At 49.9% G+C, this 16299-nt stretch carries 15 protein-coding genes and 1 pseudogene; 14 read left to right on the top strand and 2 right to left on the bottom strand.

Annotation, left to right across the window (positions count from 1 at the left end; all coding sequences use genetic code 11):
* Window positions 1–21 precede the first annotated feature (21 nt).
* The 3 genes from ACQKP2_RS08180 to ACQKP2_RS08170 are packed head-to-tail and all read left to right on the top strand — an operon-like array spanning window position 22 to window position 2537.
* On the top strand, window positions 22–711 hold the full coding sequence (locus ACQKP2_RS08180; RefSeq protein ID WP_427575760.1) for a hypothetical protein: 690 nt from the start codon (window positions 22–24) through the stop codon (window positions 709–711).
* Complete coding sequence (locus tag ACQKP2_RS08175) at window positions 675–2069, top strand: hypothetical protein (protein ID WP_427575759.1); 1395 nt, start codon at window positions 675–677, stop codon at window positions 2067–2069. Before ACQKP2_RS08180 ends, ACQKP2_RS08175 begins: the two co-directional genes overlap by 37 nt.
* 3 nt (window positions 2070–2072) lie before the next feature.
* On the top strand, window positions 2073–2537 hold the full coding sequence (locus tag ACQKP2_RS08170; RefSeq protein WP_427575758.1) for a hypothetical protein: 465 nt from the start codon (window positions 2073–2075) through the stop codon (window positions 2535–2537).
* 46 nt (window positions 2538–2583) lie between these two features.
* Here ACQKP2_RS08170 and ACQKP2_RS08165 read toward each other — a convergent pair whose 3' ends face one another.
* Window positions 2584–4089, bottom strand: a complete 1506-nt coding sequence (locus ACQKP2_RS08165; protein ID WP_427575757.1) for an HD domain-containing protein — start codon at window positions 4087–4089, stop codon at window positions 2584–2586.
* A 128-nt stretch (window positions 4090–4217) separates the two neighbouring features.
* Here ACQKP2_RS08165 and ACQKP2_RS08160 point away from each other — a divergent pair, with 128 nt between their 5' ends.
* The 10 genes from ACQKP2_RS08160 to ACQKP2_RS08115 all read left to right on the top strand — a co-directional run bounded on the left by ACQKP2_RS08160 (window position 4218) and on the right by ACQKP2_RS08115 (window position 13923).
* Window positions 4218–5099 (top strand): hypothetical protein, encoded by an 882-nt coding sequence (locus tag ACQKP2_RS08160; protein ID WP_427575756.1) that lies wholly within the window; start codon window positions 4218–4220, stop codon window positions 5097–5099.
* 9 nt (window positions 5100–5108) lie between these two features.
* Window positions 5109–6749 carry a type II secretion system protein GspD gene (locus tag ACQKP2_RS08155; RefSeq protein WP_427575755.1) on the top strand — a complete coding sequence of 547 codons (1641 nt, stop codon included), beginning with the start codon at window positions 5109–5111 and terminating at the stop codon, window positions 6747–6749.
* Window positions 6749–7681 carry a hypothetical protein gene (locus tag ACQKP2_RS08150; protein ID WP_427575754.1) on the top strand — a complete coding sequence of 311 codons (933 nt, stop codon included), beginning with the start codon at window positions 6749–6751 and terminating at the stop codon, window positions 7679–7681. Before ACQKP2_RS08155 ends, ACQKP2_RS08150 begins: the two co-directional genes overlap by 1 nt.
* A 19-nt stretch (window positions 7682–7700) precedes the next feature.
* Window positions 7701–8177, top strand: coding sequence for a hypothetical protein (locus ACQKP2_RS08145; protein ID WP_427575753.1), 477 nt, complete (start codon window positions 7701–7703; stop codon window positions 8175–8177).
* 1 nt (window position 8178) lies between these two features.
* The gene (locus ACQKP2_RS08140) at window positions 8179–8838 is read left to right on the top strand and encodes a hypothetical protein (protein ID WP_427575752.1); all 660 of its coding nucleotides are present in this window, start codon (window positions 8179–8181) and stop codon (window positions 8836–8838) included.
* 14 nt (window positions 8839–8852) lie between these two features.
* Window positions 8853–10607, top strand: a complete 1755-nt coding sequence (locus ACQKP2_RS08135) for a GspE/PulE family protein (protein WP_427575751.1) — start codon at window positions 8853–8855, stop codon at window positions 10605–10607.
* A gap of 15 nt (window positions 10608–10622) precedes the next feature.
* Window positions 10623–11090, top strand: a complete 468-nt coding sequence (locus ACQKP2_RS08130) for a type II secretion system protein (RefSeq protein ID WP_427575750.1) — start codon at window positions 10623–10625, stop codon at window positions 11088–11090.
* 15 nt (window positions 11091–11105) lie between these two features.
* Window positions 11106–12278, top strand: coding sequence for a type II secretion system F family protein (locus ACQKP2_RS08125; protein ID WP_427575749.1), 1173 nt, complete (start codon window positions 11106–11108; stop codon window positions 12276–12278).
* Window positions 12275–12790, top strand: a complete 516-nt coding sequence (locus ACQKP2_RS08120; RefSeq protein WP_427575748.1) for a type II secretion system protein — start codon at window positions 12275–12277, stop codon at window positions 12788–12790. The genes ACQKP2_RS08125 and ACQKP2_RS08120 overlap by 4 nt, the downstream gene beginning before the upstream one ends.
* Window positions 12791–12924: 134 nt before the next feature.
* Window positions 12925–13923 carry an ATPase, T2SS/T4P/T4SS family gene (locus tag ACQKP2_RS08115; RefSeq protein WP_427575747.1) on the top strand — a complete coding sequence of 333 codons (999 nt, stop codon included), beginning with the start codon at window positions 12925–12927 and terminating at the stop codon, window positions 13921–13923.
* Window positions 13924–13949: 26 nt separating this feature from the next.
* On the opposite strand, the gene ACQKP2_RS08110 is transcribed toward ACQKP2_RS08115, so the two are convergent.
* The gene (locus tag ACQKP2_RS08110) at window positions 13950–14714 is read right to left on the bottom strand and encodes an EAL domain-containing protein (protein WP_427575746.1); all 765 of its coding nucleotides are present in this window, start codon (window positions 14712–14714) and stop codon (window positions 13950–13952) included.
* 168 nt (window positions 14715–14882) lie between these two features.
* Between ACQKP2_RS08110 and ACQKP2_RS08105 the strand changes: the two are divergent.
* A pseudogene (locus ACQKP2_RS08105) lies at window positions 14883–16299 on the top strand (PD-(D/E)XK nuclease family protein); the annotation flags it as partial.

Below are 16299 nucleotides of genomic sequence, written 5' to 3'. Positions count from 1 at the left end.
GTCCCTACCCACTATTAGGGTATGACGACAGAAAACCTCAAATTCCCCCTCATCACTCAGCATAACGCTGAGTACCCCCGCGAAGTTCAAGCCGCGAAGGAGGTCAGCCGTCTGCTGACCAAGGTCGAGTTTCCAAGCCAAGACGTTTGGGTCGATCTGCGGTTCGATTACGCGCTGGTCGAGCACTCATCCTCCAACGTGGACGTGATGCTAATTCGCGGACAACCACATGGCATCGTGCGGATAAATCTTCAAGCGTTGTACTTAATGCAGGACTTCGAATCGATGCTGATGGAAGTCATCCCGCACGAACTCGCCCATGTATTGCACGGCGTAAAAGCCAAGGTGGACGGTTTCACCATCGAGAAGGTGCACGATGATATTTGGCAGCACCTCGTGTTCAAACTCCAGCCCGATGCCGAGCCGTTGCCCAAGGTGAAGGGTGAGTTTGACGACCGTGCAGTTCGCCTTAGCAAGGGCGGAATTTTGATCCAGTGCGAATGTGGGGAAGATGAATCGTTTGCTGTGATCGCCAACACCGCTGGTAACTCCGCCAAGTTGCGAACCGAAGACCACAAATGTGGAACCTGCAAATTTCCTTATCACCGGGTAGACGGGCAAACCTTGTTGCCACAGCGCATCAAGGATGACCTGGCATTTCTAGAGAGAATCCAATGCATCAAGTTTCAGCATCCGCACCTTCAACGCTAAGCCAAGCCATACGGCTGTCCCATGCTGATCTTATCCACATTGGCATCGACACCCGCGGCGAATCGATTGACTGGTCGTTTCCATCAGTCTCGAATTTCAACATCATCTTTCTGGGTGGGTCTGGTGCCGGCAAGACGCATACACTCCATAACATGGCAGCCGAGGTACACATCCGCGGAACCACGCTGCACGTAATCGACATCAAAGGTGACTTCGGTTATGAAAACTTTGCGGCAACCGGCTTAGCGGACAAGCTAACCCCCGATGACTTTAACGATATCGTGTTCAACTACACCTTAGACGGATGTGCATTGAATCCGCTTCAAGTACCAAGAACGGAGGACGGTGGCGGCGTTTTGGGGACAATTGGTGTTGTAAGGGACCTGGTCAAAATCTTCAACCCCAACGCGGGCGTCAAGCAGCTCAACTACCTGACACATATCCTCAAGGACGTCTTTGCCAACGCCAAGATTGACCACGACGATATCGAAACGTGGGCCAATCCTTGCCCCACTTTCAAGGACGTTCTCAATCAAATCGATCTTATCTTCAATGCGCTTACTGCGGGGACAGATACGGTCACCGTCCAGGACATCTACAAGGCGCTTGGAGCCGCAAAAAAGCAGGCGAAGACTACCATCGATAAAATGAAAATCGCTGAAGAGGGCGATGCAGCAATTAACGAGAAGGTTGTCGAAATCTGTGAGAATCTCGAATCGACATTGATCGGGCACGCTCGTAAATTGATCTCGTATGAAACCCTTGGTGTTCGTAAAAAGGGGCCAAGCGCAGAGTGGGAGCATTGGTCCAAAGAAACGCTGTACGGACTGAAAAGCATCATCCAGGAAATGGTGGATTGCCGTCTGTTCACTGGCAACCCATCTCGGCCACGGGCCGGCAAGATAAATCGTTATGTCCTGACCGACCTCAACGCGAGACACCAGCAAGTCATCATGCGGATCATTGCGTCCCAGGTGTTTGCTATGGGGATCATGGAGACCAAAAAACGGAACTCTTACAACCCGGATTCCCCAAGCCACATTTTGATTGCGGACGAAGGGAAGCACATCAAAGAGATCTCGGGTTCCCCTATCGATCCGTTCAACCGCATTGGTACCGAAGGGCGCGGGTACGGTGTGGGAGTGTGGTGCGGTGTTCAATCACCAGATCAGGTCACGAAGGACCTGCTGAAGAACATCGCTACCTATTTCCTGTTGAAGGTACCGGAAGCGTCTTACCCAGAAGTTGCGAAGTTGTTCGGTACCCGCCCGGCTCAGTTGAAACAGCTGGTCGCCCGGGAAAACCTACTCTTCGGAACCGGGGGTTCCTATTCATTAGTGAATCATTTCCGAGGGTGACTCATGCGTAAGGCATCCGCATTCATTGTGTTGGCGTGTATGTCCTTAGGGGCATGCACTGGTCCATCGGTTAAGGATCTCCAAGCTCAAAGCCAACTGTCCGGCGCTGACCAGGCAGTTCATATCGGGAAATATGACAGCGCCGAGAAGATTCTCGGCCAGTACGTTTACCGGGATGATCGAGGTCATCTGAAGCTGAAGTACATGGGCATCAGCAGCGATAACCGAAAGCAGGCAATCGACACTGTAGTGTCACTGCTCTGGGAAACCGGGCGCGATGATACGCTCAAGCAATTCGCTGACGACTATCTGTCGGGGGATGAGTACAAAGCCACCATCTGCCGGATAACTGAGCGCCAGGCGATGTATGAAGAGGCGTACCAGTGCTGGAACAAGATGGGGGAGGGTGAGCGTGCAGAGCGGGTCATTCGTACAGAGGCGGCGCTGAGAATACTGGGTACTGAGTGAAATTTTCCCCGATGTGATTCGGGGAAAAGTTTTCGCATGCTAAAACTTATTCCCCGTCCGCGGCTGGATCACTCTGCATTTTATCGAGTGTCGGGCGCACAACTTTGATGTCGTAAGCAGTCATTCCCCACTTCGGAACAATCGCCGGAACCATCTCCGAAATCCGATCCTTGTCGAGAAGCACACACGCCTTGAACAGCTTCATCCCGACCTTCACGTCCCATCGACCGGTCGGGCTTTCGGCCTGTTTGTTCGTCGTCTGCAGAAGATCCATCTTGGTCAACAGGTCAAGAATGACGGGGATAGCAGGGTGACTGAAGTTCCGGGAATCAACATTCAGTTGAAGCTGCCGACTCAGCTCGTTAGGAACAAACTCACCGATGCTTTCTATGATTCGGGACATCGGAATAATCACGAACTCCAGGGCGTCCTTTGTCCAGCCTGCAGCGTTATGTGTGCCCTGATAGCCGTTGATGTCCGCTCTGACGAAGAACTGCTCCATCGCGCTCTCAAGGATGCTTGTGGTGTTTTCCGCACCCTGCGCATTCACGATGCCGTTGATTTTTTCGGTCTGGATTACAGCGCCGTCGGCATGTCTGATTGCGCTAATCAAGCGTTCCACGCGTTCGCCGGCGTTGATAGGAAGGAACTTCGGATGGTGGTAGTACCGCAGGGCCATTGTCAGTGTGAATCGATCTTCAGGAGGTAGCAGCGAGAATTCAGGCTGTTGTGCGACCAGGTACGCACTGTAGGTGTTGTGGTGAGTAGCATCCTTGCGTTTTACCCACACGCCCGGCTTCTTCTCCTGGTAAGCGAGCAGTTTGTCCAGGTCGTGAGCCAGGCCAGCCACGCGCGCCAAAGGCTCCTCCCAACTCCGTTCCTTCATGTAAGAGACAACGACTTTGGACAGATCAATCGAATGATCTTTCAAGGTCGCGTCAGCGTGGTGATGTCCAACACTGGCCGGTGTATTTGGGTGAGCCTCGAGTAATTCGTACAGCGCGATCTGAAGGTTTTCGATGGGAGTGGCCGGTGCTCTGGCAGTCACAATCGGCTTGCGATCACATCGCATGAATACCTGTGTGAACGGGTCCTCGTCCTGCACCCCAGGAATTACCTCCCCAGTCTTTGGGTTCCGAGCCTCGGGAATCATCACCATCATTGTCGAGCCCTCAATCGAGCACGGATAGAGGCCGGTTGTTGCCGGGCTCAATTCGGCTTGATTAGCCGACGGGAATTTCTTATTTCGTGGCTTGAAGAACCGAGCGAGTAACAACGTTACGAGCGAGTACACAAACCCAGCGTAAAAAACGGCGTAGACGATATTCACCGCGATCGCGGTGAGCGTGCCTACCAGGCCACCGCTCGAAATTTCATCGATCACGAACTGCGGCTTGATCATGAACCATGAGGGTGCCAATGCATCCGCTTGGTAATCGAGCGCAGCACCAACCTCTTCAAGGTAGAACGCATACACCCCCACCAAAACACAGAGCATCGTGAAGAGGGCGATCAAGCCCGAAGACAATTTTATGGTGCTGCTGGAGGCCATATTTGACTCACCTGAGAAGGGACCTAAAAAAGATGCAGGTTTTTTAGGAAAGTTGCCATTCAAAACGACGAATTTGGATCACTGCCTACCCACTATTAGGGTAACAGTCACTCCTGAAGGATTTTGTTTTGAAGCATGCACTGTCAATCCTGGCACTGATGATCGGTTGCCAATCGGTGTTTGCAGCGAATGCGTATAGCGATAGCGCCCTAGCTCGCAATCAAGCCATGTCCCCGTTCGATCGGTCCTTCGAAGCTGGACGTGCGCAGAACATAAACCAGCCAGTCGACTATCAGCAGACCAAGCCGAACAAGGGACTGCAGATCGATCTGTCGATTGACGACCCAGTGGCAACGATCAAAGAAACCGACACCGAGCGGAAATATCGCCAGACACTTCAGGAGTTAGATCAGAACAAGCAAGCCTTGACGGCTGCTCGTGCTGAAACCGAGCGTCAACTGAATGCTGCCACGCAAACCGCCGTGAGTGCTGCAGCCAAGCGCCGCGAAGATCTTGTTGCACAGCAAGCAGAGATCCAGCGTGCCCTTGAACTGAATCGTCAAGCTCAAGCTCAAGCCGAGCGCGTGAAAGTAGAGCAGGTGGCTGATATCGCGAGCATCAAGGCTCACAGCGACCAACTGCTGATGTTGGCTGAGAACAACGCCGAGGTGATCGAATCCGCAGCGCACAAGCGCGTGATCCTCGAGCGCATCGATCCGACCTTCGTGCTGAACGAGCCAGTTGCCGTCAAGTATGAGGGCGCAACGATTAAAGAGATCGTTAGCGGAATCATGCCAGTTGGCTGGGATGTAGAAACCGACTTCAAAAAGCGTCCGGAGCTCGAAACCCGTCGCTACCAGTTCATCTCCACAGAATCGCGCGACATCGCACTGCGGGCGCTTACGTCCGAGATTCGCGATGCACGCGTGCGGTTCAAATACTTCTGGGATTTGAAGGACCCTCAGGGGAACCCTCAGCCAATGATCCTGTTAACCGATCGTCCCGACTAAGGCCAGTACATGAAGATCAAGCATCTTGCCCTCGCAATCACCCTGGCCACTGGGCTGATCGGCTGCCAAAGCTCGTATGAGTTCTCGAAGGAGGAGCAGCACTCCTCATTGCGCCCAGGCGCCACCGACAAAATGCAGGCGCTCCGTGGAAACACATACGTCCGAGAAATCCGGAGTGAGGACGAGGCTAGATCGAAGCAGATCTTCTTGACCCAGAAAGGCATCACTCTGCGTGAGGTGCTTCAACAAACGCTGCCTGGGTATTCGATCATCCCGAAGGGAAAAGTGGATCTAAAAACCCCTATTGACGTTGCAGCCCAAGGAATGAGCGTTGCTGATTTCATAGAGTACATCGAAGGGACACTGGATCTTGATATCACGATTGATGGGAATCGAATCACGGTAACCAACTTCCAAACCCACGAATGGAATTTGGCCACGTTCGCTTCCACCCGCAATGTGAACAACGTCATTGCGTCCTCACAGACCCGCGGTGCGAAAGCGGGCGATACAAACGCCCGGGACGAAGAAACCGGTGGCCAAACTACCGGCAACACCATTGGCTTCACACTGTCGGAAGATGAGTGGATGAAGATCATGGATGGCGCCAAATCGATTCTCGGTGTCACTGTCGGTCAAAACCGTGGTGTACAGCTTACGGGCAATTCACCATTGGGTATCAGCAGCCGGCCTGGAGCAGCGCTGCCACCAGGCATTCCAAACGCTGGTCTGAATTTTGACGTGCAGACCCCTACTCCAGTTTCCGGGGCAAGTGACCCTAGTGATGTGCCGGCATATATCGAGGGCATCCGGTCGGTCGGGATCGTGACTGCGGGTGGCAAACCTTCGAAAATGAAGGTACTGGATCGCTACTTCAAACGCGCTATCGCAGAAGCTACCAAGGTAGTGAATGTCCAAATTGAGGCCTATGACGTTGTTCTTGATGACGGTCGTCAAAAGGGTATCGATTGGAATCTGCTGGTTAAGTCCACGGTCAATGGCAACCCATTGGGTTTGCAACTGTTTAACACCTCGCCGGCAACCTCAGATCCGTTCTGGAACGTAAAAGGCACATATGCCTCCGATCATGTTGATGCGTCGGTGCTTGTGCGATTTCTTGAAGAGTTTGGGCGTGTTGAGCTGAAAGATCAGCCAAACATTACTGTGCGCAACGGTGTGCCGGCGCAGATATATGCTGGTGAGGAACTGACCTACATCGTCGACGTAGAACAGTCCCAGGACCAGAACGGCAATGCGACGGTAACGCCGAAGCTTTCTCGACTGAAGGTCGGTGTAACGCTCAGTGTGACTGTACGAGTATTGGAGGATGACAAATTGCTGGTCGATGTTTGGCCCGTCATTTCGAACCTCAATGCCCCAGACACTATCGCGATCGGCGACTTCTCCTTTCAAACACCTCGCGTGAACCTAAAAGAGTTCAGCACGCAGCTCATTACGTCTTCGGGGAAAGCGGTTCACCTCGGTGGTCTGATCACCAAGCGCATGAACGAAGCCCTGCGACAATTGCCATGGCAGAACCTTGTTACTAAGGCAGTGCTGAACCCGCTGACTCAAAGTGTCAACAACAGCCTGGAGCGTCGTGAGCTGGTTCTTGTTGTCACCCCAACATTGGTTGAGGGTGTCAACTAATGACTCAGTTACAGCTTAGCGTACCGATTGAAGTTGATGGCCAAGAAATCATCATTCTCCGAGATACCATCGGTTCTGATGCTCTTGCGGCCACTTCTGAGGACCAGATCTTCACTGAGATCGAGCCAAGAGGCGTTGACGGGCGGCCGCCGATTTATATTGATGAAAACGCGCTCTATAAACTCCGTGAGTCCTATCCAGGTATCACGGTGTATGGTCTTTGGCAGATATTGTTTGCGAACAATTTGGTCACATTGGGCCTTTCGGAAGTTGTAATACTTCAAACCGACCCGGGGAGTGGGCAATATTTACGGATGACGCCGCAAAGTGATTGGTCCGATCCGGCCAACATTTTGAAGTCATCTGAGTTCTTCGACAATAACATTCCAGATGCATACGATGACGAAATCGATAAAGCGTCCTTAATCAAGGTTGATGTTTCTAGTTTACAGCTACCGTCGTCACCTGCTTTCACACGCATCGAGTTATACGAGAAGCAAAAGCATGAACATACCAAGCGTTGGTACGTCGCAGCGTCCATCTGTATTGTCATGGCAGCCGCTTTTGGTGTGTACAACTATGCGATGCAAACTGTTTACAAAATCAATATGTCGGAATATGAGTCAAAAAAGGCTCAGGCTAGAGATCTTGAACAAAGAACAGCTGAGCTGCTTAAAGAGCGCCTTTTAGTAATACCTGATGACTCCGGGACCATATCGCGTATTAGGCAACTACTTGCGTATGATCCATTAATGCGTTCGCCAACATTGACTGGGCAGCAAAATAGCTTTACCTCCGGTCATGTATTTATTTCACGGAAAAAATTTCCAACAGACCTTGCGAGGAAGGTCGAAGGCGTGTCTTCCCAGCTAACAGCAAACCTTGAGTATCAATTTAATGTCAGCCCAGTGTTGAAGGGGGTGGGCTATTAAATTTCAGCTACAGCGATTCGTGCGCAAAAAAAACCAAAGAAAGTCTGGCTCAAAACCTGTGTTTACCGGACCAATGCTCATTGCATTGGCAGTCGTAGTTATGGGCGGAATGAAGCTCACAATGGTGCTTGGGGAGTCTAGAAAACTGCCGAATGACTATGCCGGTTTGGATTCCATTAATAGCCAGTACCAACACGATATCGACGAAATTAACAAGGTTCAGGTACTCCCTAAGCTTGAGGGCTCTTGGCGTAAAGCGACTGCAATTGCAGAGGTAGTAGGTCTCGAGTTCAAACCACTGGATGAATCAGGTAAAGCCGAGTTGCAGCACTCTTACTCGGGTCCACTGCGTAACTGGTCAGCGACAATATCTGGTAAGCCTCAATTAGTTCTTTCAGTTGTAAAAGAAATCCAAAGCCAGGTTCCGACATTCCTGTACGACTATACGATCTCAGGTGGAATCATGAAGTTGAACATAACAGTTGTAGGAACCTGAAATGAAACACTTATTCAAGGTGGCTATTTGTTTGGTTACGCTGTCAGCGGCATTTTCGGTGTTGGCTGACGAAGCTGACAAGATATTAGAGCGTGAGTCAAAGCTCGAAACAATGCGCTTCAGACGCGATCAGCTAAAGCTCCAGAGCGATATGGCGGAATCATGGAAGAAAATGTCTGATGCGAGCGTAATTGTCGATGAAGATGGCTTGCCACTAGGTGTAAAGAGCATCCAGACACTGGCAATTGAAGTTCGGAGCAAAGGCCGTACATCAGAAGCAAATCCTTTTGAGCCTGGCAGTAATGGACCTGGACAGCCCACGACAGCTCCGAATGGGATGCCGTTCTTGTCAGATCAGCAGGGCATGTTGCCACCTCAAGCATTTCAGGGGCCCCAACCACCTCTCGGCGCGCGTGCACCGCAACTTCAGGCACCGGTAGAACCGGAGAAGAAAGCCCCAGCTGAGGAAGAGAAGCAAATCCTGCAGCTTATTAAAGTTGAAGCGTCGACAGTAACTATTCGTACCAATGAGGGCGATCACATTGTTCGAATTGGTGAAAAGGTTAATGACCTTACTTTGATTAAATTTAATGTTGATCAGGCATTCCTAAAGGGACCAAAAGGGTTGCAAACAATTTCGATCAACTGGGCTTCTAAGTAATAGAAGATTAAATAATGACAACTGAATCGATACTAAGGCGTCAGAAGCAAATTCTTCAAGTTCTTGTTGAAGAAGGCAAGGTTAGTGCGGCCCAGGCTGCTGCTATGGCGGTTGCAGAGAACATCGAAAGTATCATTCCTGACATCAATCGGCTCGCGAATGATGAAAATGCTGTTGCGAGCGCCGTTGGAAAAGTGCTTAACAGGAAGGTTTTTCAAGAGGTAGAAGAAGGGCGGCAAGCTACATTGCCGCCAAACATGGATAGTTGGCTTATCTATGATAATACCGTTTACATGACAAACCCACTTGACTCGAAAGTTAACGAGCAAGCAATGGATTTTGTTCGACGCTCAGGGATTGATCGTACTGGTATCGCTGTAGGCGTTATTTCGGCTATAAAGCTCGAAGCGCTGCGCACGATTAATATAGACGACGATGACACGACCCCGGTTGACAAGGAAGCGCAGAAGTTGCTTGCGCTTCAACGAATTGAAGACATGCTACTTGAGGCAGCAAAGAAAGATGCTTCAGATATTCATTTGCAGCCATCCCAAAGTGATCGCGTAAGTATTCGCTATCGAATCGATGGTGATCTTCTCTCGCAGCGCTCATATCCAGTTAGTCTCCACGACTCAATTGTTCGAGTTGTAATGGAAACAAAAAGCCAACTGACCCTTGAGACAGGTATACCTCAAGACGGAAAGTTTGACTTCGAATTTAATAAAGGTAAAAAAATTGGCATTCGTGTCAGCTCAAACCCGGTAACCCGCGGTTCAGAAAAAACACCAAAATTAGTACTTCGTTTGCTTGGAACAAACACCTCGCTTGCGAGTATCAATAAACTTGGACTTAGCTTAAGAAATCTCGAAATCTTACAGCGCGTTGGTAATCAGCCTAATGGAATGATTCTTGTGACGGGCCCGACAGGGTCTGGCAAGACAACGTTGTTGAACGCAATTATTTTAGATATTTATCGTCACAATCCAAACCAGAACTATCAAACCCTTGAAGATCCGGTTGAAATTCAACATGAGGGTATGTCGCATACAGAAGTGACGCCATTTCTGACGTTCGCAATGGGGTTGCGTGCGATTCTTCGTCAAGATCCCGATGTGATTCTAGTAGGTGAGATTCGTGACAACGAAACTGCCGATCTAGCGTTTCGCGGTGCCATGACTGGACACTTGCTGTTATCAACTCTCCATACGAACAATGCACATGACAGTATCGGTCGATTGGAAAGAATGGATATTGCGCGGGATATTCTGGCAGCTAATACTACGGCAATTGTTGCTCAACGATTAGTCAAAAAGCTTTGCGATGGTTGCAAAAAACAGTATCTCTTTAATTCAGATAAATCCCGATACGAACTTTATTCAGGTAATGCAGCATTTTCAAAATTGCCTGGGGACAAAGATATCTGTCTTTATAAGGCCAATCCCAATGGTTGTGAAAAGTGCGGGCCTGATTCGGGTGGGCTTAAAGGCCGGCACGCGGTGCTCGAAATATTGGAAATCACCACAGATATTCAAGAGGCGATATTGAATGGTGTCCCTCCGAGCGTAATTCGGCGTACGGGGATTGCTAATGGTTCCTTCCATGATCTCTGGGATGACGGATTACGCCTTGTACGAGACGGTATTCTTGGATTTGAACAACTTGAAAAGCCACTTCGCCCATATTTGACGGATCGAATTCGTGGCGCGCAGGGAGTGAAAGATGTGCCTGCGCTAGGAAACAACCAAAACACTCTTAAAGCAATTTTATAAACAAAGGAAGTCGAGATGAAAATTCCGAACGTAAAGATTGTCAAGTCAATTAAAAAACAAAGTGGTTTCACTTTGGTTGAACTTGCGATTGTTCTCGCAATTTTGGCAATGCTGATTTACTACGCTATCCCAGGTTTGCTCCAGAACAAGGAAGACGCCAAGTACAGCACAGCACTCAGTTTGCTGGGAAAGGATTTTCCTTCAGCAATTACGAAACAGGTTGCGCGTACTAACGTGTGCAGTACGACAACTATTACGAAAGCGCTGCTACAAGACCGTGGTCTGCCTCCGCTGACGGTTTGGAACACCGCCTGGTCGGTTTCTTCTGTTACTTCGAACACTGTAACCGTTAACTACACAATTGACTCGGCCGACACCAAGGTAGCAGGTGATATGGCAGCGGCTCTCGCAAGCAGCAACAACGTCGTGTCGGCAACTGCAAGCGGCACCGGTAGTATTAACGTGGCCTATCGCTGCAACTGATCGAGGGGAATGACAATGCCTTACTGGCAAGTACGCTATATCGGTCAATCCGGATCTATTGGTTCGGAGTCGATCAATGCGCAAACTCGCGAGCAAGCGATTATCAAATGTGGTCAACCTGCTCATATCATTCAGCAGGTTTCGATCGACCATTTGGGTGGCCTTAAGGCATTGTTTAAAGGTCGTCAGTTTCCATTGGTTGAACAGGTGCTGTTTCTGACGACCATTGCCTCAAAATTAAACTCTGGAAAAACGATCGGTAAAGCTGTCAAGGAATCAGTGCCTTATAAGCGTTTAAAAATATCAGATGCTCAACTGGAGATTTGTGAAACACCTAAGGACTATTTTGAGTTATTGCGTTTTGATGGTACTGCGATCCAAATTGCAGATGCAGGAGACAAGGTAGGTAAGCTCCCTGGTGCACTCTACCGGGCTGCAAAGTCGCTTTCAGATCGCGTAGCGGTGACTAAAGAATTTAGTAAGGCTTTACGCCAGGGCTTGATTTACTCTGTTCTTGGCCTTGCATTCATTATTGCAATTCCACTTTTTGCAGGAAGTGCGATCAATGATTTTTTAGTAGTTCAGAGAATCCCGCTACAACTGAATGGTCTTAGTGATCTAGTCATGTTTTTGTACCGATTGTATACGCAGTATTTTGTATTGATTGGTGGTGCCATTGGAGCCTGTTACATCTTCAGAGATAAGATCTGGAACAATGTAAGGGATCTGCCACTTTTAAGGTTTATTAACGACCGAATCAAAATCAGTCGTGGAATGGAATTTGTAACTGCATATCATTTGCTCCAGCAAAGTGGATTTAATAATCCGCAGATTTTCAAATTTTTAGAGTTACGCTCAAAGGGTATGACTCATAGTTTATATCTTGAAGTTAGCGAGAGATTGACAGAGGGGCGCAAATTAAGTGATGCCTTTGCAAACCCTGAGTGGCCCGATCTTATTCACCAGAATCTCCAAGGGTTTGAAGACCAAAATCCCGATGGCCGTGATGTTGTTTTGCAGAACTTAACAGATGCTCTAAAAGCTTACTATTTCAGCTATTCTGAGAAAATTACCAGCACCTGTTCGTTTGTAGGCTTTCTATTGATGCTGATTAGCATCGCCATGCTCGCGATTGGATTTTACATGCCAATCGTAAACTTGAATCAAGCTCTAAAGCATATGTCATGAGACGATCCGCTGGTTTTACTCTTGTAGAGCTTGCAGTAGTCCTTGCTATTCTTGGGATGCTTTCAATGGTGATCATGTCTGATGTATTTGATCGCATGCAGCAAGGACGAGCTGATGCAGCCATTGAACAGGCGCGGTCGGTTCTGCAGGTATGTGAGGTTGCTAGGAAAACGGTTCTGTCCAGCGCCATCAATGCTCAGGGAGTGATGATACACACTTATCCATCTCTCCCTAACTGGTCGCCTACTCAGGACCTACAAGGATTACTTAGTCAGAATTATGATCTTCCGGCTAAGAACGCCGTTAATACTGACATTCTTGTCAAGTTTGATTCTGCTCGCTGTTACGTTGCCGTTGATCTGCCTTTCCTACAAGACAACTATGGCGGCTTGGAAACAGTCACTATTAATGGGAAGACTAGGGTTGTTGTTTCTTCCAAACCCGTGAGATCTGTTAGCCCGATTTGGGTTACCTCGCAAAAGCTCAACTTGAACGGTGAAACCACCAGGTAGGCACCATTTACTCATTACACATTTACCACAAATACTATTATAAATTTCAAATCGTCATTTACTTGATGAGCTAAGTTGGATAGGGGGCTTTAATGGGGGCGGTCACAAGTGCAAGTGAAGAGCAGGTTGTTAGAATGTCGCCAGAGAATGCGACCAATATCTATCTAACCAAAAAAACACTTGAAATGGAGGACAATTCAGGGTTTTTCTCATCAATAACCCCACCGCCTGGTGCCTGGCAAGATTTTTTTGATCAGATGTGCGCTGAAAAGGTGAAGGCAAAGAAAACCATCTCAGCAAACTTCACACAACCTTTCCTCGGCCACCGCTATCGATGCATTTTAGCGAGTTCTGTAGCTGGTATGGGCGTAAGTATGCGTCGTCTGATGTCTACAGTCCCGAGATTCCGGGAAGACTTAAACCTCGACTGGAGTATCCTTCAACAACTCACCGAAGGTACCGGTCTTACAATATTTGCTGGGCAAATGGGCTCTGGTAAGTCGACGACCATGATTGCTGCGATGGAGAAAATGGGGCGTCGTACACGTGGCGGACTAGGTACCGTTGAGGAGCCAATCGAGTTCATTTTTCCTGGCTCTGGGGTCATTCAGCGTGAAGTGGGTACTGATGTTGAGTCATTTGCTGACGCCATCAAGGATTTTGTACGTCAGAACCGCAAGACCATTATGGTCGGTGAGATCCGAGATCCTGAAACGGCGAACGCAGCCATCCTTGCTGCATCAACTGGCCACAGTGTCTATGCAACGCTTCATGCTGACAGTGCGATAGATATTATTCTGCGCATGCAGGCGTTGGTCGACAGTAAATACCTTCGAATTTTACCGAGCACGTTGCGGGGGTTGTGGTGGCAACATATCGTTCGGCACGGCGATCAGGAAAGACCTCCTGTTCCTATCTACGAGTCTCTTTACGTGACATCGCAGGTCAAAGCGATAATTCAGGATGGACCAGAGCGTCTCAATCAATTGATGTCTGAAATGCAGCGTCAGGGACGCAAGAACATGACCCAGGTCGCTTTGGACATGGTTCGGGCTCGGAAGCTGAAAAAGGATGAGGTTGCCGAGTGGGTCAACCGCCGCGGCCGGCTTAATGATAGCGACGTTCGCTTGTGATACTTCAGGGCTACTCGAGTAGCCCTTTATTTTGGTTGCTGCATCTCGGGATAGATCTGTAGCTTCGCCGGCGCGGAGGGATATCCGAAGTGATATCCCTGGCAGAACTCAATACCCAAACTCGTAGCTAAGGCCAAGTCAGTTTCGTTTTCGATCCCCTCCAGTACAACTTTCTTCCCAATGACCCGGCAGTGGTTCACCAAACGCTGAACCTCCGCACGGACCCTCTCTGATGTTTGCAACTCTACTGTTGTTTCTCGCGATAGCTTGCACCCTGCAACGGCGTCGTTTTGGAGTAGTGAACGCTTTGCGTACCCGTCGCGAATATCATCAACCATGAGTGTCAGCGTCTTCACTTTTAGCGAAGCCAGGCGCTTGGCTAGAAGTGAGGCATCGATATCGGCTGTCTCTGTGATCTCAAACGCCACGCGCGTGATTGTCCTGCTTTCGGTCAGGGATTGAATCGCATCTTCTAGAAACGAAGGGTGGCCAATGGATATCTGGGACGCATTGACCCAAACATGCAGGGAGGGGCGTGTGATGGCGAGCCGAATTACATCGTGCAAAACCCAGCGGTCAATCGACACGATGCTTCCATCCAATTCTGCGGCAGCTACCACCTCAGCGGGGCTATGAGAGGTACCATCGATTTGCACCCGAAGGAGGGATTCGAACGCGATAACGTTCCGCCTCTTGGGCGTGATGTGAAATATTGGCTGATAAGCTAGCCAGTAAGGTGACCCCAGACCCGGCTGTTGGGACACCAACGGTGTAGCAGAACTCGGCTTCATGTTGGGAAATCCAAAATGGATGCATTCACCCTTAATAGTGGGTAGTGAGTGATCCTTTTCTGGCCGTTTTTCCTGAGTTCTGCAAAATAAAAGCTCGGCCTTCCCTGGGCCTGGTGGCACAGCAACCCGTCGTTATGCTGGGCTTATCGAACAGGGAGGCAAATCTATATGAATTTCTTGACACACTTGGCTGCACTGACTGATGGCACCCTCATCCTCGCATCCACCGAGCGCGTTGCTCGCCATTTGAAAATGCAATCCTCGTTATTGCAGTCTGTGGATGGTAATAAGGCATGGTTTGCCAAAGGCAAAATCCTAACCATCACCTCCTGGTTGGAGTCGGCTTGGCATGACCTGATGCCTGACGAACAGTTGCTCTATCCCGTGCAGGAGTTGGCCGTTGTCAAGTCGGTCATCGACCAGTCAGGTCTGCTTCCAGCAAACATGATCTCCTCCACGAACGCAGCGCGGCGTATTAGCCAAGCGTACTCCTTGGTCTACAAGTACCAAATCCAGATGGATAGTGAGCGTTTCGCGTTCAAGGATGAGTATGAAGCGTTCTTCAAATGGAAGGAGCAGCTTGATGCCGTCTGCGCGGCAAAACAGTTTGTGTTCCGCGCTCATTTGCCTGCCCGCCTACTCCAGGCTATCGAGTCTGGCCTTCTGGACGTGCCGGAAAAGATTGTAATTGTCGGCATGATCGACATGAATCCTGCTGAGCGTGCAGTTTTTCAGGCTCTTCAAAGCCGCGGCTCAGAACTGATCGAGGTTTCCACCGAAGGAGAGCAAGCAACACCTCGAATGGTTCGCGCTCATAACGCTGTGGCCGAATATTCAGAGCTTGCCAAGTGGGTTGGCGAACAGCTGGCTCCATACGTTGAAACACCACTGGCCGCGCCTACGATTGCCATTCTAGTTGCGGACCTGCGCACTCAGCAAACTCCTTTGCTGGAGGCATTGAGTCTCCATGCCAGCCCTGGCTCGCTGTTGCCGGCAGGTGATACTGGTGAGGTTCGTGCGCCTTGGGATATTTCAAGCGGTGCGACGCTTGGGAGCAAGCCGATGATTCGCGCGGCGATGGACATCCTGTCGCTTACTCCGCAAAAGGCAGAACTTGAGTCTTTAAGTCGTGTACTGCGTTCGCGTTGGATTAGCGGCTCTTTGGCGGAAGGGGCGTCCCGAGCTTTGTTGGATGTTTGGTTACGCCAAAACATGGGCCTGAATATGGGCGGCAACGACTTTCTGCGCGCTATTGCTGCGTACAAAGGGGGGGCCGCACCTGATTTTCGTGCTCGCTTTGCCGGTCACCTGGAAGCGCAGATCACCGGAGCCCCTGAACGATATCCATCCGAGTGGGCAGAACACTTCAATTTGGCTCTTGAAGGCATGGGGTGGCCAGGCCAGCGCGAACTTGACAGCGCGGCATTTCAGACATTGAAGGCATGGGAAGAGGCTTTAGCTCTGTTCCGCACCCTTGATGGCCAGCTCGGTACGGTGGCTTATGCACGTGCGTTCATGTGGCTCCGCGAAATCGTAGACACCCGTCAGTTCCAGCCTCGTATCTCTCATGTCGCACCGGTGTCCA

This window comes from Pseudomonas sp. NPDC089569 (assembly GCF_050280625.1).
Classification (GTDB): Bacteria; Pseudomonadota; Gammaproteobacteria; order Pseudomonadales; family Pseudomonadaceae; genus Aquipseudomonas.
The sequence above is the reverse complement of the archived record's forward strand: the minus strand, read 5'-3'. Positions and strand labels throughout refer to the sequence as shown.

What these genes read in the sequence shown, in the direction of transcription:
- ACQKP2_RS08150 (WP_427575754.1), top strand. Translation starts at nt 6,749, where the DNA reads ATGACTCAGTTACAGCTTAGCGTACCGATTGAAGTTGATGGCCAAGAA.
- ACQKP2_RS08140 (WP_427575752.1), top strand. Translation starts at nt 8,179, where the DNA reads ATGAAACACTTATTCAAGGTGGCTATTTGTTTGGTTACGCTGTCAGCG.
- ACQKP2_RS08125 (WP_427575749.1), top strand. Translation starts at nt 11,106, where the DNA reads ATGCCTTACTGGCAAGTACGCTATATCGGTCAATCCGGATCTATTGGT.
- ACQKP2_RS08110 (WP_427575746.1), bottom strand. Translation starts at nt 14,714, where the DNA reads ATGAAGCCGAGTTCTGCTACACCGTTGGTGTCCCAACAGCCGGGTCTG.
- ACQKP2_RS08170 (WP_427575758.1), top strand. Translation starts at nt 2,073, where the DNA reads ATGCGTAAGGCATCCGCATTCATTGTGTTGGCGTGTATGTCCTTAGGG.
- ACQKP2_RS08115 (WP_427575747.1), top strand. Translation starts at nt 12,925, where the DNA reads ATGTCGCCAGAGAATGCGACCAATATCTATCTAACCAAAAAAACACTT.
- ACQKP2_RS08135 (WP_427575751.1), top strand. Translation starts at nt 8,853, where the DNA reads ATGACAACTGAATCGATACTAAGGCGTCAGAAGCAAATTCTTCAAGTT.
- ACQKP2_RS08180 (WP_427575760.1), top strand. Translation starts at nt 22, where the DNA reads ATGACGACAGAAAACCTCAAATTCCCCCTCATCACTCAGCATAACGCT.
- ACQKP2_RS08155 (WP_427575755.1), top strand. Translation starts at nt 5,109, where the DNA reads ATGAAGATCAAGCATCTTGCCCTCGCAATCACCCTGGCCACTGGGCTG.
- ACQKP2_RS08175 (WP_427575759.1), top strand. Translation starts at nt 675, where the DNA reads ATGCATCAAGTTTCAGCATCCGCACCTTCAACGCTAAGCCAAGCCATA.
- ACQKP2_RS08120 (WP_427575748.1), top strand. Translation starts at nt 12,275, where the DNA reads ATGAGACGATCCGCTGGTTTTACTCTTGTAGAGCTTGCAGTAGTCCTT.
- ACQKP2_RS08165 (WP_427575757.1), bottom strand. Translation starts at nt 4,089, where the DNA reads ATGGCCTCCAGCAGCACCATAAAATTGTCTTCGGGCTTGATCGCCCTC.
- ACQKP2_RS08130 (WP_427575750.1), top strand. Translation starts at nt 10,623, where the DNA reads ATGAAAATTCCGAACGTAAAGATTGTCAAGTCAATTAAAAAACAAAGT.